The sequence below is a fragment of the Streptomyces sp. NPDC048507 genome (assembly GCF_043199995.1).
GTDB lineage: Bacteria > Actinomycetota > Actinomycetes > Streptomycetales > Streptomycetaceae > Streptomyces.
On record NZ_JBICWZ010000006.1, the window covers coordinates 206,943 to 225,593 of the forward strand.

General features: G+C 74.7%; 17 protein-coding genes. 3 read left to right on the top strand and 14 right to left on the bottom strand.

Annotation, left to right across the window (positions count from 1 at the left end; genetic code table 11):
- Nucleotides 1-58 precede the first annotated feature (58 nt).
- On the bottom strand, nt 59-997 hold the full coding sequence (locus tag ACGFXC_RS18960; protein ID WP_393714145.1) for a phosphotransferase family protein: 939 nt from the start codon (nt 995-997) through the stop codon (nt 59-61).
- Nucleotides 998-1,365: 368 nt separating this feature from the next.
- A complete protein-coding gene (locus ACGFXC_RS18965; protein ID WP_393714147.1) occupies nt 1,366-1,551 on the bottom strand; it encodes a hypothetical protein in 186 nt (61 codons plus the stop codon).
- A gap of 546 nt (nt 1,552-2,097) precedes the next feature.
- Between ACGFXC_RS18965 and ACGFXC_RS18970 the strand changes: the two genes are divergently transcribed.
- A complete protein-coding gene (locus ACGFXC_RS18970; protein ID WP_393714149.1) occupies nt 2,098-3,288 on the top strand; it encodes a serine/threonine-protein kinase in 1,191 nt (396 codons plus the stop codon).
- Between the two features lie 28 nt (nt 3,289-3,316).
- Here the strand turns inward: ACGFXC_RS18970 and ACGFXC_RS18975 are convergent, their stop codons facing one another.
- The 9 genes from ACGFXC_RS18975 to ACGFXC_RS19015 all read right to left on the bottom strand — a co-directional run bounded on the left by ACGFXC_RS18975 (nt 3,317) and on the right by ACGFXC_RS19015 (nt 15,293).
- A complete protein-coding gene (locus ACGFXC_RS18975; protein ID WP_393714150.1) occupies nt 3,317-4,129 on the bottom strand; it encodes a TrmH family RNA methyltransferase in 813 nt (270 codons plus the stop codon).
- Between the two features lie 42 nt (nt 4,130-4,171).
- Nucleotides 4,172-5,425, bottom strand: a complete 1,254-nt coding sequence (gene cobA, locus ACGFXC_RS18980) for a uroporphyrinogen-III C-methyltransferase (RefSeq protein WP_393714152.1) — start codon at nt 5,423-5,425, stop codon at nt 4,172-4,174.
- 188 nt (nt 5,426-5,613) lie between these two features.
- Nucleotides 5,614-9,012, bottom strand: coding sequence for a nicotinate-nucleotide--dimethylbenzimidazole phosphoribosyltransferase (gene cobT / locus ACGFXC_RS18985; protein WP_393714154.1), 3,399 nt, complete (start codon nt 9,010-9,012; stop codon nt 5,614-5,616).
- Between the two features lie 265 nt (nt 9,013-9,277).
- The gene (cbiE, locus tag ACGFXC_RS18990; protein WP_393714156.1) at nt 9,278-10,495 is read right to left on the bottom strand and encodes a precorrin-6y C5,15-methyltransferase (decarboxylating) subunit CbiE; all 1,218 of its coding nucleotides are present in this window, start codon (nt 10,493-10,495) and stop codon (nt 9,278-9,280) included.
- Nucleotides 10,496-10,570: 75 nt separating this feature from the next.
- Entirely contained in the window at nt 10,571-11,296 is a 726-nt protein-coding gene (locus tag ACGFXC_RS18995; RefSeq protein WP_393714158.1) for a GNAT family N-acetyltransferase, read from the bottom strand.
- A gap of 272 nt (nt 11,297-11,568) precedes the next feature.
- Nucleotides 11,569-12,435 (bottom strand): MetQ/NlpA family ABC transporter substrate-binding protein, encoded by an 867-nt coding sequence (locus ACGFXC_RS19000; RefSeq protein ID WP_393714160.1) that lies wholly within the window; start codon nt 12,433-12,435, stop codon nt 11,569-11,571.
- Between the two features lie 89 nt (nt 12,436-12,524).
- Nucleotides 12,525-13,193 (bottom strand): methionine ABC transporter permease, encoded by a 669-nt coding sequence (locus tag ACGFXC_RS19005; protein ID WP_393714162.1) that lies wholly within the window; start codon nt 13,191-13,193, stop codon nt 12,525-12,527.
- Nucleotides 13,190-14,254, bottom strand: a complete 1,065-nt coding sequence (locus ACGFXC_RS19010; RefSeq protein ID WP_393714164.1) for a methionine ABC transporter ATP-binding protein — start codon at nt 14,252-14,254, stop codon at nt 13,190-13,192. The genes ACGFXC_RS19005 and ACGFXC_RS19010 overlap by 4 nt, the downstream gene beginning before the upstream one ends.
- Nucleotides 14,255-14,645: 391 nt before the next feature.
- Nucleotides 14,646-15,293, bottom strand: a complete 648-nt coding sequence (locus ACGFXC_RS19015) for an HAD-IA family hydrolase (RefSeq protein ID WP_393714166.1) — start codon at nt 15,291-15,293, stop codon at nt 14,646-14,648.
- A gap of 68 nt (nt 15,294-15,361) precedes the next feature.
- Between ACGFXC_RS19015 and ACGFXC_RS19020 the strand changes: the two genes are divergently transcribed.
- Nucleotides 15,362-15,730, top strand: a complete 369-nt coding sequence (locus ACGFXC_RS19020; protein ID WP_393714168.1) for a hypothetical protein — start codon at nt 15,362-15,364, stop codon at nt 15,728-15,730.
- Nucleotides 15,723-16,154, top strand: a complete 432-nt coding sequence (locus ACGFXC_RS19025) for a hypothetical protein (RefSeq protein ID WP_393714170.1) — start codon at nt 15,723-15,725, stop codon at nt 16,152-16,154. Before ACGFXC_RS19020 ends, ACGFXC_RS19025 begins: the two co-directional genes overlap by 8 nt.
- Nucleotides 16,155-16,227: 73 nt before the next feature.
- Here ACGFXC_RS19025 and ACGFXC_RS19030 read toward each other — a convergent pair whose 3' ends face one another.
- From ACGFXC_RS19030 to ACGFXC_RS19040, 3 genes are all read right to left on the bottom strand, one after another.
- On the bottom strand, nt 16,228-16,734 hold the full coding sequence (locus ACGFXC_RS19030) for a GNAT family N-acetyltransferase (protein ID WP_393714172.1): 507 nt from the start codon (nt 16,732-16,734) through the stop codon (nt 16,228-16,230).
- Between the two features lie 37 nt (nt 16,735-16,771).
- A complete protein-coding gene (locus ACGFXC_RS19035; RefSeq protein WP_393714174.1) occupies nt 16,772-17,302 on the bottom strand; it encodes a sigma-70 family RNA polymerase sigma factor in 531 nt (176 codons plus the stop codon).
- A gap of 73 nt (nt 17,303-17,375) precedes the next feature.
- Nucleotides 17,376-18,533: a glycerophosphodiester phosphodiesterase gene (locus ACGFXC_RS19040; RefSeq protein WP_393714176.1), complete on the bottom strand. Its 1,158-nt coding sequence runs from the start codon at nt 18,531-18,533 to the stop codon at nt 17,376-17,378.
- Between the last annotated feature and the right edge of the window lie 118 nt (nt 18,534-18,651).

Consider the following 18,651-nt stretch of genomic DNA (forward strand, 5'->3'; position numbering starts at 1 on the left):
GCCGTCTGCTTCGGTGCCGGACGCCCGCCCGGCACCTCCCGCTCACCTTACGACGGAGCTACGGCTCCAACTCGGCCCGGAATGTAGCCATTCGGACACAGGAATCCAGCATCAGCCGCTCCGCCTCGTCCAGCGGGCGCCGGGCCGGGGCCGCCTTGGCCACGGCGAGAGCCGCCGTCTGCACGGTCAGCGCCCGCGCGGCGAGGTCGAGTTCCGGCCAGGGGTCGGTGCCGGGCGCCCCCGCGGCCGGACCGCCCGCGGCGCGGTAGGCGTCGAGGAAGCGCGCCCAGGCGTCGGGGGCGAGGATGCCGGCCGCGTACCAGGCGGCCGGGCGGGCGAGGTCCCAGGCGGGGGTGCCGAGGCCGAGGTCGTCCACGTCGATGAGCCGCCAGGGCCCGTCGGGGGCCGGGTGGCGCACGAGCTGGCCCAGGTGGAGGTCGCCGTGGCAGAGCGCCGCCGCACCGGGCGGGGGGACGCCCTCGCCGCGGGCCCAGGCCGGGAGGGTGGCGGCGGCCGCGCGGACGGCCCGGCCGTCCTCCCGCCCCGTCTGCGGGGCCCGGGCCAGGCGGCGCAGGGCGCGGGCCACCTTGGCCGGGCCGCGCATGGGCGGGACCGGGCCGGGGAGGACCTCGGGCGGGGTGCGGTGCAGCGCCGCCAGCAGCCGGGCGGCCTCCCCCCAGGGGGCCTCCTGGGGGCGCTCGGGGTCCACGGGGGCGCCGTAGGGCCACAGGGAGACGGGACGGCCGTGGACGGCCCCGGTGCGCAGCGGGGGCAGCAGCACCCCGGCGAGCGCGCGGGACCCGGCGACGCGGATGCGGGCCGCGAGGGCCTCCGGGTCGCTGCCGGGGGCGTGCGCCTTGGCGACGGTGTTCCCGCAGCGGACGACGGTCCCGTCGGGCCGGTCCGCGAGCAGCTCGTACGACCGCCCGGGGCCGCCGTCGCGCGCCCAGGCGGCGAGGGCGGCGGGCAGCGGGGCGGGCAGCGGGAGGGCGCTCACGCGGCGCCCGGGGCCACGGATGCGCACGGGGCCGCGGCGCCCGGTACCGCCGCGGGGGTGAACGCGGGCCCGGGCGCGGGTCCGCGGGCGGGGGCCGGGGCGTGCGTCGGCGAGGTGCCGGTGGGGCCGTGCGACGGCCGGGGCGGGGCCGTGGAAGGGGGGTGCTCGTGCGCCATGGGGTCTCCCGTCGTCCGGGACGAGGCTACGACGCCCGGCGGGCCGGCGAAAGAAAAGGGTGCTGCCCGTGCGACTCCCCAGTCGTACGGGCAGCACCCTTCACCTGCCGTCCGTCGTCGAGCCCCCGTCCCCACGGGGTCCGACGGGCCGATGTCCCGGCCCGGGCCGCTCTCCCGGGCCCGGGGCGCCGCTCAGCGCCCCAGCACCACACCCACGGACGACGCCTGTGCCACCACCTGGTCGAAGCCTCCGAAGAGGAAGAGCAGGAGGGCGGCCAGGGGCAGGACCATGGCCGCGGCCACCAGCGGGTGGCGCGTACCGGACTCATGGCTGTGGAACGCGAATGCCTTGCGTCCCTGCCGTGCGATGTCCGCCATGGTCCTCTCCCTGTCGTTTGGCAGCGGCGGGCTCGTGACCTCGGGGGACGAGTGCGCCACCCGCCGCTTGTCTTCAACACTAGGCCGCCGCAGGGCCCCTGGCCTCATGCCCTCGTACCCCTTGACGGGCCTACGGGAGGATGAGAGGGGGCTCCGCGGAGTACTCCCCTGGGTGGAGATCGCCGCCCCGCCCTGGGGGTCTTCCCGGAGGGGATGACCGGAGGGTAGTGACATCGCTCACTTCCGTCACTCCCCGCACACGCGTGTCTTCGTACGGGGTGTGGGCGGGCTCCCGTGGTCACAGCCGCCGCCGGGCCTCCCCCGCGTCTGCGTCCGGGGCCCGCTGTGGCGCCAATCCCCTTGCCCCGAGAGCCGTTTGGGCTTCGGGGCGGCCGGTGGGACGTGGCCGGGGGATCCGGTCCGCACACCCCCAAGTGGCCTGCCCCGCACTGACGATCGAATCCCCCGGCGAGGGCGCGGCCTCTGAGCGCTCGTGCCGGATGGTCCGTAAGCTGTGCCAGGTCAACAGGACGACCGGTCAGCGGGGTGGACATGGCGATGATGCGGCTCCGGCGCGAGGACCCGCGTGTCGTCGGCTCGTTCAGACTGCACCGGCGGCTCGGCGCCGGCGGGATGGGCGTGGTCTACCTGGGCTCGGACCGCCGCGGCCAGCGCGTCGCCCTGAAGGTGATCCGGCCGGACCTGGCCGAGGACCAGGAGTTCCGCTCCCGCTTCGCCCGCGAGGTGTCCGCCGCGCGGCGGATCCGCGGCGGCTGCACCGCCCGGCTGGTGGCCGCCGACCTGGAGGCCGAGCGCCCCTGGTTCGCCACCCAGTACGTGCCCGGGCCCTCCCTGCACGACAAGGTGGCCGAGGAGGGCCCCCTGACGGCCGCCCAGATCGCCGCGATCGGAGCCGCGCTGTCCGAGGGGCTGGTCGCGGTGCACGAGGCGGGGGTGGTCCACCGGGACCTGAAGCCCTCGAACATCCTGCTCTCCCCCAAGGGTCCGCGGATCATCGACTTCGGCATCGCCTGGGCGACCGGGGCGAGCACCCTGACCCACGTGGGCACCGCCGTCGGCTCCCCCGGCTTCCTCGCGCCCGAACAGGTGCGCGGCGCGACCGTCACCCCCGCGACCGACGTCTTCGCGCTCGGCGCGACCCTGGCCTACGCGGCGACCGCCGATTCGCCCTTCGGGCACGGCAGTTCCGAGGTCATGCTGTACCGCGTGGTGCACGAGGAGCCCCACCTGGTGGGGGTGCCCGACGCGCTGGCGCCGCTGGTGCGGGCCTGCCTGGCCAAGGACCCCGAGGAGCGGCCCACCACCCTCCAGCTGTCGATGCGGCTGAAGGAGATCGCCGCCCGGGAGGCGCACGGGCTGGGCGACGGCCGGCCGCCCGCGCAGCGGGTCCGCGGCGACCGCCCCGTGGGACGCCCCGCCGACCAGACCGCCCTCTACACCGAGCCCGGCGCGGAACGCCGTACCGGGGGCGGCGCCGCTCCCGCGCCCCGGGAGCGGGCTGCGCAGGGGGGGCCGTCCTCGCGGCCCTCGTCCCCGCGCAATCCCGGCTCCACGGCGGGCCGTACGGGCGGCGGCGGCCGCCCCGGACCGCGTACGACCGGGACGGGGCGCCGGCCCTCGCGGCCGGACCCGAAGCTGCTGCGCCAGCGGCTGATCGTGTTCGTCGTGGTGACGCTCCTGGTGGCGCTGGGCATCGCCCTGGCGCAGAAGCTCTAGGAGCCCTGCCCGCCGGAGCCCGGGGCCGTCAGCTGCGGCTGCCGGCCACCGCGTAGAAGGCGACGGCGGCGGCCGCACCCACGTTGAGCGAGTCCACGCCGTGCGCCATGGGGATGCGCACCCATTCGTCGGCGGCGACCAGGGCCTGGGTCGTCAGGCCCTCGCCCTCGGCCCCGAGCATCAGCGCGACCCGGTCCTGGGTCTGCGCGACGGCCCGTTCGATGGGCGTGGCCTTCTCGTGCGGGGTGAGGGCGAGCAGCTTGAAGCCCGCCTCCCGTACCGAGTCCAGGCCCTTGGGCCAGGCGTCGAGGCGGGCGTAGGGGACGGAGAACACCGCGCCCATGGAGACCTTCACCGAGCGGCGGTAGAGCGGGTCCGCGCAATCGGGCGACAGCAGGACGGCGTCCATCCCGAGGGCGGCGGCGCTGCGGAAGATGGCGCCGATGTTGGTGTGGTCGTTGACCGCCTCCATGACGGCCACCCGGCGCGCCGAGGCCAGCAGTTCGCGGGCCGTCGGCAGGGGCTTGCGCTGCATCGAGGCGAGGGCGCCGCGGTGCACGTGGTAGCCGGTGACGCGTTCGGCGAGGTCCGGGCTGACGGCGTAGACGGGCGCCGGGAGCTCGTCGATGACGTCGCGCATGACGTCGACCCACTTGGCGGAGAGCAGCATCGAGCGCATCTCGTACCCGGCGTCCTTGGCGCGTCTGATGACCTTCTCGCCCTCGGCGATGAAGAGGCCTTCGGCGGGCTCGCGACGGCGCCGGAGTTCGACGTCGGTCAGGCCCGTGTAGTCGCCGAGGCGCGGGTCGTCGGGGTCTTCGATGGTGATGAGATCAGCCACAGGGTGATACTGCCTTGTCCTGGGTGCGGTGCCAACGGCCTGTCAGGCGCTGGTGGTGGGCGGGGTGCCCGCGGTGCCCGGGGCGTGCACGCCGACGACCTCGCCGATGACGATGACCGCCGGCGGGCGGACCCCTTCGGCGCGCACGGTCTCGCCGACCGTGGCCAAGGTGGCGTCCACCCGGCGCTGGGCCGCGGTGGTGCCCTCCTGGACGACCGCCACCGGCGTGTCGGCGGCGCGGCCGTGGCGCACCAGGGCCTCGGCGATCAGGCCGATCTTGTCGACGCCCATCAGGACCACCAGGGTGCCGGTGAGCTTGGCGAGGGAGGCCCAGTCCACGAGGGAGCGCGGGTCGTCGGGGCCGACGTGACCGCTGACCACGGTGAACTCGTGCGCCACCCCGCGGTGGGTGACGGGGATGCCGGCCGCGCCGGGCACGGAGATGGAGCTGGAGATGCCGGGCACGACGGTGCACGGGATGCCGGCCTCGGCGAGGGCCTGGAGCTCCTCCATGCCGCGGCCGAAGACGTACGGGTCGCCGCCCTTGAGGCGGACGACGGCCTTGCCCGCCTTGGCGTGCTCGATCAGCGCGTTGTTGATGGCCTCCTGGGCCATGAACCGGCCGTACGGGATCTTCGCGGCGTCGATGACCTCGACGTGCGGCGGCAGCTCGTCCAGGAGGTCGCGGGGGCCGAGCCGGTCGGCGATGACGACGTCGGCCTCGGCGAGCAGGCGCCGGCCGCGGACCGTGATCAGGTCGGGGTCGCCGGGGCCGCCGCCGACGAGGGCGACGCCCGGGCCGCCCTTGTGGCGGTGGGCGGGGGCGGTGAGGGTGCCGTCGCGCAGGCCCTCGACGACGGCGTCGCGGACGGCGGCCGAGCGGCGGGGGTCGTTGCCGGTCAGCACGGCGACGGTGACGCCCTCGACGCGGCCGGTGGCCGGGGTCCAGGCGGTGGCGGCGGAGGCGTCGTCGGCGCGCACGCACCAGACGCGCTCGCGCTCGGCCTCGGCGGAGATCCGCTCGTTGTCCTCGCGGTTCTGGGTGGCGATCAGGGCGTACCAGGCTCCGGCGAGGTCGCCGTCCTGGTAGCGGCGGCGTTCCCAGCGGATCTCGCCGGTCTCGGCCATGGCGTCCACGGAGGGGGTGGCGGAGGGGGAGATCAGCAGGACGTCGGCGCCGGCCGCGATGAGCGCGGGAAGGCGGCGCTGGGCGACCTGGCCGCCGCCGATGACGACGACGCGGCGCCCGGCCAGGCGGAGTCCTACGGGGTAGGCGGGGTGTGCCGGGTTTGCCATGGCGGTTGCGGCTCCTGATGCGGCGGGGATCGACGAGGCCGCTGCTACGTCGGAGCGGCTGGGGTGACGTGCGGTTTTCCGCTGTCCGGGTCCACGATACGACCCGCTGGGGCTGCGTTCCCGGCGGGGCCCGGGGTGCGGGCACCGCCCGGCGGGACCGGTGGCACCGGTCCCGCCGTCGTCCGGGGCTACTTCTCCGTCACGCCCGCCGAGTCGAAGGTGGCGACCTCGTGCATGGCGCGGGCCGCGCTCTGGACCAGGGGCAGGGCCAGCAGGGCGCCGGTGCCCTCGCCGAGGCGCAGGTCCAGGTCGATCAGCGGGCGCAGGCCGAGCTTGTTGAGGGCGGCGACGTGGCCCGGCTCCGCGCTGCGGTGGCCGGCGATGCAGGCCGACAGGGCCTCGGGGGCGATGGCGCGGGCCACCAGGGCGGCCGCGCCGGCGCTGACGCCGTCCAGGATGACCGGCGTACGGAGCGAGGCGGCGCCCAGCAGCAGGCCGACGATCGCCGCGTGCTCCAGGCCGCCGATGGCCGCCAGGACGCCGACCGGGTCGGCCGGGTCCGGCTGGTGGAGCTCCAGGGCTCGCCGGACGACCTCGACCTTGCGGGCGTGGGTCTCGTCGTTGATGCCGGTGCCGCGGCCGGTGACCTCGGCCGGGTCGACCCCGGTGAACACCGAGATGAGGGCGGCGGACACGGTGGTGTTCGCGATGCCCATCTCGCCGGTCAGCAGGGCCTTGTTGCCCGCCGCGACGAGGTCGCGGGCGGTCTCGATGCCGACCTCGATGGCCGCGACGGCTTCCTCGCGGGTCATGGCCGGGCCGGCGGAGAGGTCGGCGGTGCCGGGACGCACCTTGCGGGGCAGCAGGCCCGGGGTGGCGGGCAGCTCGCCCGCGACGCCGACGTCGATGACGCAGACCTCGGCGCCGACCTGGTTGGCGAAGGCGTTGCAGACCGCGCCGCCGCCGAGGAAGTTCGCCACCATCTGCAGGGTGACCTCCTGCGGCCACGGCGTGACGCCCTGGGCGTGGACGCCGTGGTCACCGGCGAAGATCGCGACGGCGGCCGGCTCCGGGATCGGCGGGGGGCAGACCCGGGAGAGACCGCTGAGCTGGGCCGAGAGGATTTCGAGCATGCCCAGGGCCCCGGCGGGCTTGGTCATGCGCTTCTGCCGCTCCCAGGCCTCGCCGAGCGCCTTGGCGTCGAGCGGGCGGATGCTGGCGACCGTCTCGGAGAGCAGGTCGTGCGGCTCCTCGCCCGGCAGCGCGCGGCGCCCGTACGTCTCCTCGTGCACGACCCAGGACAGGGGGCGCCGCTGGGACCAGCCGGCCTGCGCGAGCTCGGGCTCCTCGGGGAACTCGTCGACGTAGCCGACGCACAGGTACGCGACGACCTCCAGGTGCTCCGGGAGGCCGAGGGCGCGGACCATCTCGCGCTCGTCGAAGAAGCTGACCCAGCCGACGCCGAGTCCTTCGGCGCGCGCGGCGAGCCAGAGGTTCTCGACGGCGAGGGCGGAGGAGTACGGGGCCATCTGCGGCTGGGTGTGCCGGCCGAGGGTGTGGCGGCCGCCGCGGGTGGGGTCGGCGGTGACGACGATGTTCACCGGGGTGTCGAGGATGGCCTCGATCTTGAGTTCCTTGAACTGCTTGGCCCGGCCCTTGGGCAGCGACTTGGCGTAGGCCTCGCGCTGGTGTTCGGCGAGCTCGTGCATCGTCCGGCGGGTTTCGGCGGAGCGGATGACGACGAAGTCCCAGGGCTGCGAGTGGCCGACGCTGGGCGCCGTGTGGGCGGCCTCCAGGACGCGGAGCAGCACCTCGTGCGGGATGGGGTCGGTGCGGAAGCCCTTGCGGATGTCGCGGCGCTCGCGCATGACGCGCAGCACGGCCTCGCGCTCGGCGTCGTCGTACGCGGGGGCGGGGTCGCCGGCCGGGACGGGCTCGGGGGCCGGGACGGGCTCGGGGGCCGGGACGGGCTCGGGGGCGCCCGGTGCGGGCTCCTGGGCGGCGGCCGCGTCCTCGGGGGCCTGCGGGGCGTCGGGGGCCTCAGGGGTCTCCGGGAGCTCCGGGGCGGCCGGGGCCTCCGGGAGCTCCTGGGCCACGGGGGCTTCGGCGGACCGCGCGGGCCCGGCCGGGTCGACGGGCTCGGCGGCTTCGGCGGCTTCGGCGGGCTCCGCCGGAACGGCCGCGAGCGGCTCGGCGGCGGCCTCCGGGCCGTCCTCGGCCGGTACCTCGACGGGCTCCGCCGCGACGGGCTCGGCGGGCTCGACGGCGGACCGCACCATCGTTTCCTCGGGTGCGACCGGGGCCTGCGCGAGGGCGGGCTCCGCGGCCACGGGCTCCACGGCCCCGGCCGGCTCCACCGCGGCCGGCTCCGGCTCGGCGGGGGCTTCGTCCTCCCGGGCCTCGGGCACGGCCGGGGCCTCCACGGCGTCCGGGGTCCCGGGGGCCTGCGGCTGCGCGGCGGGGCCGGACCCGGCCGGCTCGGGAGCGGCCTCGGCGGCGGGCTCGGGGGCCCGGACGGCCTCCGGGGTCACCGGCTCCGGGGCAGCGGCGTCCGCGACCGGCTCGGCGGCCCACGGCGTGCCCGGCTGCGGCGGGATCTCGGCGGACAGCGCGGCGGGGGCTTCGGGCTGCGGGACGTCCAGGTACTCGGGACCGACGGTCGGCGGGCCCGCGTGGCGGACCGGCACCGGGGTCTGCCCCTGCGCCACGGGCACCGCGGCGACGGCGACGGGCTCGGCCACCGGCTCGGCGGCGGGGCCGGGCAGCGGCTCCGGGCCGGTCACCGGCTCGGCAACCGGCTCGGCGGTGACCACCGGTACCGGCTCGGGCGCCGGAGCCGCGACGGGCGCCGCGTGAACGGCGACGGGAGCGGGAGCGGCCGGCGCCGCGGCGGGGCCCCGGTCCGCGAGGGAGCGTACGACGCCAGTGGCCTCGGGCACGGGCGGGCCCATGTGCAGCGGGCGCCGGGAGGGGGTCACGGGAGCCGCGGGCGGTGCCTGCGCGGCGGCCGGCGGGACCACGAGGCCGCCGAGGTCGAGGGCGCCGCTGTCGCGTCCGCCGGTCTCGTGCGCGCCGGCGCTGTACGCCGCGGGCTCGGCCTGGGCGTCGGGGTAGCCGGCGCCGGGGTAGGCGGCCTCGGGGTACGAGGGGTCCGGGTACGACGGGTCGGGGAAGCCGGGCTGGGCGGCCGTGCCGGGCTGCTGGGGGGCGGGGTAGCCGCCCTCCGCGTAGCCCTGCTCCGGGAAGCCGGGGTGCCCGGGGGCCGGGAACCCGGCCGCGGGCGGCTGCGGGTAGTGCGGGTAACCGGTTTCGGGGCCCGGGCCGGCGGGGAAGTCGGACGGGAAGGCCGGCACGGGCGGGACCACCTGGGGGTCGCTCCAGGAGCCCTGGCCGCTCGGCATCAGCAGCAGTTCCTCGTCCTCGGCCTCGGCGGGGTCGTCCACGAGGTCCTGGAAGGCGTAGCCCGTCGGCGGCTGGGGGGGCAGCGGCGGCAGGGGCTGGACCGGAGCGGGGATGCCCTGCTGCTGATCCACCATGCCCGCTTCGTCCGGGTGGCCCTCGCCCGGAACCTGGCCGGTGTCAGTCATGCGTACCCCTCGCCCATCGGTGTTGCCTCTTCGATCGCCCGGTCGCCCGCAGGCCCGCCGTCCGCGGTCCTGCGTGCGGAGTTCGCCGTGCGGGGCCGCCGTGCGGTCACGACGCCCGGCGTGCGCCCGCACAACAACTCCTGAGCATTGTCGCGCTCGTCGGCCGTCGTGTCGGCCAGAAATCGGTACGGTCCGCTGTGGACTGCGCCACGTCGCGCGTCCTGCGGGCAGTACGACGATCGGCCAGCCTACCCCGGGCTCCGCGCTAGCGGCTCGCGGGGCGTTGCGCTGCCAGGAGGAACACGACGGAACGCTCCTGTTCGGTCCAGGTCCGGGTGTCGAGGCCCACGGACTGGAGCAGGGCGCATTCGACGGCGTACCCGTGTTCGGTGAGGGTCCGTCCGATGGCCTCGGCCTCGTCGCGCGTGGAGGCGTGGCTGACGATCCGTTCGGGGCGCCGGTCGGCGACGGCGGCGACGACCTCGGCGCCGCCCCCGCCCACGCGTACGACGTCGGGCTCGGGGAGGTTCTCGAGTACGTGCGGGGCGCGTCCGTGGACGACTTGGAGCTGGAGCCCGCGCCCCCGGGCGGCGGCCGCGACGTCTTCGCAGGCGCGGGGGTCGGCGTCCACGGCGATGACGGCGGCGCCGAAGGCCGCGGCGTCCACGGCGAGGGCTCCGGAGCCGGCGCCGATGTCCCAGACGAGGTCGCCGGTACGGGGCCCGAGGCGGGCGAGCTGGGCGGCGCGCAGCGGCGCCGACTCCCCCTCCCCCACCGGTCCGGCGGCGCCGGGGCGCGGCCGGGCCCAGCCGCGGGGGGCGGGGGGCAGCGGGCCCTGGCCGAGCAGCCAGCCCGGTTCGGCGGTGGCTTCGACCTGGCCGCCGCCGCCGATGACGATGACCACGTTGGGATCGCGCCAGCTGTGGTCGGCGGCCTTGTCGGAGGTGAGGACGGTGACGCGTTCGCGGTCGGTGCCGAGTTCCTCGCAGATGACGAAGGTGCGGTGGACTCCGTCGAGCAGCAGGGCGAGTTCGGCGGGGCCGGCGCCGGGCGAGGTGAGGACGGCGACCTTGCTGTGGGCGCGGCAGACGTTCACTGCGCGGCGCAGGGTGCGGGGGTGGGCGACGACGACCTGGGCGTCGTCCCAGGGCATCCCGGCGCGGGCGAAGGCGGCGGCCACGGCGGAGACGGCGGGGACCACCTCGACCTCCAGGCCGTGCTCCGGGGCGCGCAGGGTGCGCACGACGCCGAAGAAGCCGGGGTCGCCGTCCGCGAGGACGACGGCGGTGCCGCGGTGGCCGGCGATGCGGCGGGCGGCGAGGCCGAGGCTGCCGAGGCGGACGCGTTCGGCGCCGGGCGGGATTTCGGGGAGCGCGAGGTGGTGGGCGGCGCCGGCCACGAGGGTGGCGGCGCCGAGCGCGGACCGGGCGGCCGCCGTGAGGGGAGAGCCGTCCCAGCCGATCACCGTGACCCGGTCGGCCATCGTCGTCAGTCTCCTGGGGTGGGGGCGGGCGCAGCTTCGTCGGGGTCGGGCACGGTGAGACTACCGGGTCGCAGGTCAGTTCCAGTGGGCGCCGATGGCGCTGCCGGTCGAGTCGCCCTGGCGGGCGGAGGCGTATCCGGCGTCGTGGCCCGGGAGTCCGCGGCCGGGGCCGTAGCCGTAGCCGCTGTGGCCGTCGTATCCGTAGTCGTCGGTGTCCTCGTCGTCCAGGTCCTCGGGGACCAGGCCCCAGACGATGACGTCGGTGGGGGTGTCGGTCCAGCTTCCGTCCGCCGCCTGGGTCCGTACTATCCCGGCGTTGCGCAGGACGCCTTCGCTGATGCAGCCGATCTTCTGCGCGACCTGCTGGGAGGCGGTGTTGTCGGCGGCGGTGCGCAGTTCGAAGCGGGCGAAGCCCCGGTCGCGGAAGAGCCATTGGGCGACGGCGAGGACGGATTCGCTGGCGTAGCCCTCGCCGCGGGCCCAGGGGGCGGTGACGTAGCCGACTTCGGTGGCGCGGATGCGCCAGTCGGTGTTGCGGAGGTGGACGACGCCGACGAGGCGCTGGGTGAGGAACTCGGTGACGGCGAAGACGATGCCGCGGCCGCCGGTGCGTTCGGCGTGGGACTGGCGGGTGGCCCAGGCGTGGGCGTCGGTGTGGGTGTAGGGGTGGGGGGCCGAGGTCCAGGCGGTGACCTGTTCGTCGTTCATCATCTCGGCGAGGGCGGTGACGTCCTCTTCCTCGAAGGCGCGCAGCACCAGCCGGTCCGTGCTGATGGTGACGTCCGGGAAGGTGGTAGTCATGCGCAGCTCCATGCCTGGGACCGTGGGGCGACCGTGGGGCGGGACCGATTCGTGCGGGTCGTAGGCCACAGCATGTCGTAGGCCACAGCATGCAGCATCGGCCGGGGGATGTGCAGGGCCGGGCCGCCCGCGGGCGGGCGGGGCGGCGTGCGGCCGCGGCCCCGCACCGCCCGGGGGCGGTGCGGGGCCGGGAGCGCGGCGTCCACCGGGCGGTTCCCGTCAGGGGGAGGGCCGTCGGGCGCGGGCGCCGGCGGAGGTCGCCGGGGCGGGGGTCAGGAGGCGGCCGGGGCGCCGAAGGCGGGGATGACCGAGCCCTGGTACTTGTCCTGGATGAACTTCTTGACCTCGTCGGAGTTCAGGAGCCCCGCAAGCTTCTGGATGCGCGGGTCGTTCTGGTTGCCGTCCTTGACCGCGAGGAAGTTGGCGTACGGGTTGCCCTCGGCCTTCTCCAGGATCAGGGCGTCCTTGGCCGGCGTGAGGTTGGCCTCGATGGCGTAGTTGCCGTTGATGACGGCGGCGTCCACGTCGTTCAGGGCGCGCGGGACCGTGGCGGCCTCCAGCTCCTTGAACTCCAGGCCCTTCTTGTCGGTGATGTCGGAGAGCTTGGCGTTGGTGCCGACGCCGTCCTTGAGGGTGATCAGGTTGTTCGCGGCGAGCAGCTGGAGCGCGCGGCCCTCGTTGGTGGTGTCGTTGGGGACGGCGACGGTCTGGCCGGCCTTGAGGTCCGTGAGGGCCTTGACCTTCTTGGAGTACAGGCCGAGGGGCTCCAGGTGGACGTTCACCACGGGGACGATCGTGGTGTGGTTCTTCTTGTTGAAGTCGTCGAGGTAGGGCTTGTGCTGGAAGTAGTTGCCGTCGACCTGGCCCTGCTGGGTGGCGGTGTTGGGCAGGACGTAGTCCGTGAACTCCTTCACCTCCAGCTTGAGGCCGGCCTTGGCGGCGAGGTTGTCCTTGACGAACTTCAGGATGTCGGCGTGCGGGGTCGGCGAGGCCGCGATGACCAGCGGCTTACTCTCGTCGGTCTTGCCGCCGTCGGCCTTGGCCGTCGACGGGTCCGAGGAGCTGCCGCAGGCCGTGAGGCCGAGGGCGAGCGCGGCGGAGGCGGCGGCGAAGGCGGTGAGCTTGATGTTCTTGCGCACGAAGAGTGCCTTTCTTGCGGTACGGGTCCGGGGGGACCCGCTGGTGGAGGCCCAGGCACGACAAGTGCGGGCTTTTCTGTGGGGGAGGTTCAGGCTGTCCGGCCGCGGCGGGCGAGGACGCGTACCACGCCGTCACCGATGAGCTGGATCACCGTGACGAGGGCGACCAGCACGAGGACGGTGGCGACCATGAAGCCGGTCTCGAAGCGCTGGAAGCCGTACGTGATGGCCTTGGATCCGAGGCCTTCGCCGCCGACCGCGCCGGCCATGGCGGAGTAGCCGACCAGGGTGATCACGGTGGTGGTGACGGCGGCGACCAGGGAGGGCAGGGCCTGCGGGAGCAGGACCTTGCCGACGAGGGTCGGGATGCCGCCGCCCATGGACTCGACGGCTTCGATCAGGCCGTGGTCGACCTCGCGCACGGCCGTCTCGACGAGCCGGGCGAAGAAGGGGACGGCGCCGATCGCGAGCGGGACGATCATGGCGGTGGGGCCGATGAAGGTGCCGACGACGGAGGTGGTGACCGGGATCAGGAAGATCAGCAGGATGATGAACGGCAGCGAGCGGCCGATGTTCACGATCACGCCGAGGACCTTGTTGACCGGCTGGTTCTGGAGCAGGCCGCCCTTGTCGGTGAGGACGAGCAGGATGCCGATGGGCAGCCCGCCGAGGACGGTGACCAGGGTGGACCAGAGCACCATGTAGAGGGTGTCGTAGGTGCCCTGGGTGAGCAGGGGCTGCATCTCGGACCAGGTCACTTGGCACCATCCTCGACCAGTGCGGCCAGTTCGTTCTCGATCGCGCCGTCGGCGTCCTCTTCCTCGACGACGTCCACCTGGAGGCCCTGCTCGCGCAGGAAGCCGACGGGCACCACGTTGTCCTCGTAGCGGCCGGGCAGTTCGATGCGCATCCGGCCGATCTGGCGGCCGGCGACGGTGTCCATCGCGGCGCCCAGGATCGAGATGTCGATGTTGTACGTGCGCGACAGCTGCGAGATGACCGGCTGGGTGGCGGCCTCGCCGTGGAAGGTGACGTCGACGACGGTGCGGTCGGGGCCGGTGGGGGCGCCGCTGACCGGGAAGAGTTCGGCGGCGAGCTCGGAGCCGGGTGTGGCGAGCAGCTCGGCGACGGTGCCGGACTCGATGACCTTGCCCCGCTTCATCAGCGCGGCGGAGTCGCAGACGGCCTTGACCACGTCCATCTCGTGCGTGATGAGCAGGACGGTCAGGCCGAGCTGCTGGTTGAGGTCGCGCAGCAGCTGGAGGATCGAGCGGGTGGTCTCGGGGTCCAGGGCGCTGGTGGCCTCGTCGGACAGGAGCACCTTGGGGTCGCCGGCCAGGGCGCGGGCGATGCCGACGCGCTGCTTCTGGCCGCCGGAGAGCTGGCTGGGGTAGGCCTTGGCCTTGTCGGCGAGGCCGACGAGGTCGAGGAGTTCCAGGGCCTTGCGGGAGCGCTCGCGGCCGGAGACGCCGAGGATCTCCAGGGGCAGCTCGATGTTGGCCTGGACGGTGCGCGAGGACAGCAGGTTGAAGTGCTGGAACACCATGCCGATGCGGCTGCGGGCCTCGCGGAGGTCCTTGCCGGCGCGGCGGCCGCGGCCGGCCAGCGCGGTGAGGTCGACGCCGTCGACGGTGACCGTGCCGGTGGTGGGGCGCTCCAGGAGGTTCACGCAGCGGATGAGGGAGGACTTGCCGGCGCCGCTCTGTCCGATGACTCCGTAGACATCGCCCTCGCGGACGTGCAGGTCGACGCCGTCCAGGGCGGTGACCTCACGGCCACGGGACTGGTAGACCTTCGTGAGGCCCGATGTGGTGATCACAGGAATTCCGTCGCTGTCGAGTGCACGGCGTGCGGGTGCCGTGCACGGGGCAAACATCTGGGGACGCGATACGGGCCGAACCGCCGGAGGCGAAGGGTGTCGACGCGTGCGCGGGGCAGGAGCGGTCCGTAGGGCGGTCAGCGGGTGACGGCTGCTGCGGAGCGGCTCGGCCGGTCTCGCTTCGGGGCGCGAGACTGCAGGTGGGGGGCCCTCAGAAGGCGCGCATTCGACACATACAACGAGCACCGGGCGTCATCGTCGCCTCGGTCGCAAGGGTGCGGCTGCTCGTCGTGGTCATGGGCCCAAGTAAAGCAGACCTGATGACTCACCGATCCATGGTGTCCGTATAGCGGACGGATTCCGGCCGCAATACGGACAACAACGGTCAGCGTCAGCCGTTCGTCTCAAGCGTCACTCCGGCCTCCCCGGCCAGTGCGGACACGGCCGAGAGGTCCCTGACCACCACGTCGGCGTCGAGTTCGGCGGCCGGGTGCGTTGTGGTCAAGGCCACGGTCACCATCCCGGCCGCCCGGCCCGCCGCCAGGCCCGCGGGGGCGTCCTCGAAGACCACGCAGCGGGCCGGGTCGACGCCCAGGCGCCGGGCGGCGAGCAGGAAGGGCTCCGGGTCGGGCTTGCCGCGGGTGATGTCGTCGGCGGCCACCAGCTCGGGGCAGTCGATGCCCACCTCCCGCAGCCTGGCCTCGGCCAGCGGGCGGGTGGCGGAGGTGACCACGGCCCAGCGGCCGGCCGGGAGCGCGTTCAGCAGCTCCTTGGTGCCGGGGAGCAGGACGACGCCGCCGGGCACGTCCTCGACCTCCAGCTCCTGGATGCGGGCCAGGGCCTCCCGGCGCCGCCCGGCGGGGAGCAGTTCGGCGATGATCTCGGCGGCGGGGCGGCCGTGCAGCTCGACCCGGGCGAAGTCCTCGTCGGAGATCCCTTGCTCCCGGGCCCAGCGGGTCCAGCAGCGGTGCACCGATTCCATGGAGGAGACGAGCGTTCCGTCGTTGTCGAACAGCAGGGCTTCAGCGTGCAGCTTCATACCTTCCAGGAAAGCCCGGGGCGAGGGGTGAGCGCATCGGGTCTTTCGGCCCGTAATACCCTCGCTGCATGCTCGACGCCCTGACGGTCGCCATCGGTGCCGCCGCCCTCCCCCTCGCCGTCTGGTGCGGCCACGCCGCCTGGCGGGACCAGCCGACCAAGGACTGGCACTTCATCGGCATGGCCGTGGTGACCGTACTGGTCCTGGTCCAGCTGGTGGTCGGACTGGTGCAGCTGGCCCGGGGCGAGAAGCCGGAGCAGGGCACGGTGCTCTTCGTGGCCTATCTGATGGGCGCCTTCGCGGCGGTCCCGGCCGCCGGAATGCTCTCGCTCAGCGAACGGACCAAGTGGGGTTCGGTGACGGTGGCCGCGGGCGCGGTCGTCCTCGCCGTCCTCGAAGTACGGCTCTACGACATCTGGGGATCCACCGGTGCCTGACACGACGACCGATACCGAGACGGGGACCGGCGCCGCCGGGCGGGGGCGGCTGGTCTCCGGGCCGGGGCTGCTGCTGGTCTGGCTCTACGGGGTGATGGTGGTCGGCGCCGTATCGCGTTCGGCCTACCAGATCTCCACCGAATTCGGCCGGGCCCCGCTGGCGTACGCGCTGTCCGGAGCGGCGGCCCTGGTCTACGCCTTCATCACGTACTCGCTGGTGCGCGGCGGGGAGCGGGCCCGCAAGGCGGCGCTGGTGTGCTGCGCGGCCGAGCTGGCGGGGGTGCTGGCCGTCGGGACCTGGACGCTGGTGCGGCCCGATTCCTTCCCCGACGCGACCGTGTGGTCGGACTTCGGGATGGGCTACCTGTTCATCCCGGTGATCCTCCCGGTGACGGGCATGCTCTGGCTCCGCCGCAAGCGCTAGCGCGGACGGACGCGGACGGACGACGACCGGCCGCGTCCCCGCCGCAGTGGGCGGTGGTGACGCGGCCGGGGTCTCAGGCGCTGACGGCGAAGTCGGCCGGCCGCGCGGCCTCCTTCTCCAGGATCACCAGGTGCACGCCGTCGGAGGCGGTGCGGTTGCCGACCTGCGCGTAGCCGGCCTTGCGGTACAGGCGCAGGTTCGACTCGCTCTTGACGCCGGTGTGCAGGCGGAACCGGGTCGTGCCCGCGTGGCCCGCGAGGGCTCCCTCGACCGCGCGCAGCAGCCGGGCGCCCAGTCCGTGGCCCTGGAGGCGCGGGTGCACGCACAGCTTGGCGATGTTCGCCGTGCCGTCCTGGCCGGCGGCGCCGCGGACCGCACCGACCACCTCGTCGCCCAGCCGGGCCACCAGCACGGTGTCCGAGGCCAGCTCCGCCTTGAGGGAGTCCAGGGACTGGGTGAGCGGCTGGATGAGGTAGTTGCCGTACAGCTCCGCCTCCCGCTGGAACGCCAGGTACTGCAGCTTGAAAATCTGCTCGGCGTCTTCGGCGGCCGCCGCCGAAATGGTCACGCTCATGCCCATGTGCGCATGCCTCCCGCTCACCTGGTGGCTCTCCGGTCTAACGCTCCCTTCCCCGCAGGCCAGGAGCCTCAACCTCTGCAGCCAGCATTCTGCGCAGACATCCCAGGCAACGGGAACGCACGGGTCCCAAACTTCCTTGTGAGATACCCAACTCTCCTGCGATTTCACGGTAAGTGAGGTCCCTCGGCGAAAGAAGTGCGCCCATCAGCTGCGGGCAGCGCCCGGGCAGCCGGGCGACCGCCGAGCGCAGGGCCCGGTTCGCCTCGCCGTGCAGGAGGGCGTCCTCCGGCTCCGCGGCCGCGGCGGCGGGCGTGGACGCCGCCGCGTACGGGACCTCGCGCCGGGTGCGGCGGCGGGCGCGCCGGGCCTCGGCGCGCACGGCCCGGCGCAGCCAGCGGGCCCGGCCGGTCGGGTCGGGGGTGCACGGGCCGCGCTCCAGCAGCCGCACCCAGACGGCTTGTTCCAGGTCGGCGGCGTCCACCCCGGCGGCGGGGGCCTCCGCGGCCGCCTCGGCGGAGAGCAGCGGGCCGAGCTCCCGGAGCAGATCGGATTCCTTCAGCAGGTCCATGCCGGGCGGGACGTACGGAGCCGGCCCGGCGGTTTCCCCGCCGGGCCGGGCACACCCGTACGGGGACGGGGCGTCAGCCGTTGACGCCGCGGCCGGGGCGGAAGGCCTCCGCCGCGAGGAGTCCGGTGTCCGGGTTGTCGGTGAAGATGCCGTCGACGCCCAGTTCGAAGTACCGCCGGAAGGCGCCGAAGGCGTCCCCGTACGCGTTGGGGTCGGTGCCCTTGCGGTATTCGGCCGGCAGGAAGGCGTTCTCGTTGCGCGCGGTGTAGGGGTGCAGCACCAGGCCGCGCGCGTGCGCGTCCTTGACCAGGGTGGTCGGCCGGTCGAGGCGGCCGTCGGCGGTGCGGGGCACGATCAGGTCCAGGGTCGGGCCGATGCCCTGGGCGAAGCCGGCGATCCACTTGAGGCCCTCGGGCTTGACCAGGTCGGCGACCGTACGAGGGTCCTTCGCCACCTCGAAGTCCCAGGGCCGGGTGGCGGCCGCGCCGAGCAGCACCACGCGCGGGGCCGAGACCAGGCGGGAGAGCCGCTGGATGCTGGAGGGCTCGAAGGACTGGAGGAAGAGCGCGGCGTCGCGGCCGTCGCGCCCGTAGCGGCGCAGCAGCCGGGCGAGGGGCTCCTCCAGGCCGAGGCCCAGGCCCCGGAAGTAGCTGGGGTGCTTGGTCTCCACGTGCAGCCAGACCCGCTTGCCGCGCCGGCGGCCCTCCCGGTCGGCCCAGCGCAGCACCTCTTCGAAGGTGGGGACGTCCCAGCGGCCGTCGTAGAGGGTGTTGCGCTGGCGGACGGCGGGGATGCGCTCCTTCGCCCGCAGGGTCTTGAGCTCGGCCAGCGTGAAGTCCTCGGTGAACCAGCCCGTGACGGGGACCCCGTCGACGGTCTTGGTCGTGCGCCGGGGGGCGAAGGCGGGGTGGTCGGCGACGTCGGTGGTGGCGCCGATCTCGTTCTCGTGACGGCACACCAGATGGCCGTCCTTGGTGGGGACGAGGTCCTGCTCGACGACGTCGGCGCCGAGATCGAGGGCGAGCTGGTAGGAACCGAGCGTGTGCTCGGGCCGGTAGCCGCTGGAGCCGCGGTGGCCGATGACCGTCGGGACGGGGAGGCTCCGGTAGCCCCCCTCGCCGTGCCCGCCCGCGGCGGCCGCGGTGCCCGCCGTCAGTGCGGTGATGCCCGTTCCGGCCGCCAGGACCGCCGCTCCCAGGACCGTGCGCCGTGCTGACCCACCCTGCGTCATCAGTGCCCCTCCTCGTTCCGCGACGGGCCCGGGAGCCCGGGATCTCCGGGTCGCGCGGCCCGCCGTCGGCGTGCCGATGGTAGGCAAGGAGGGGTGGCGGGAGGGTGGGCTCGGCGGG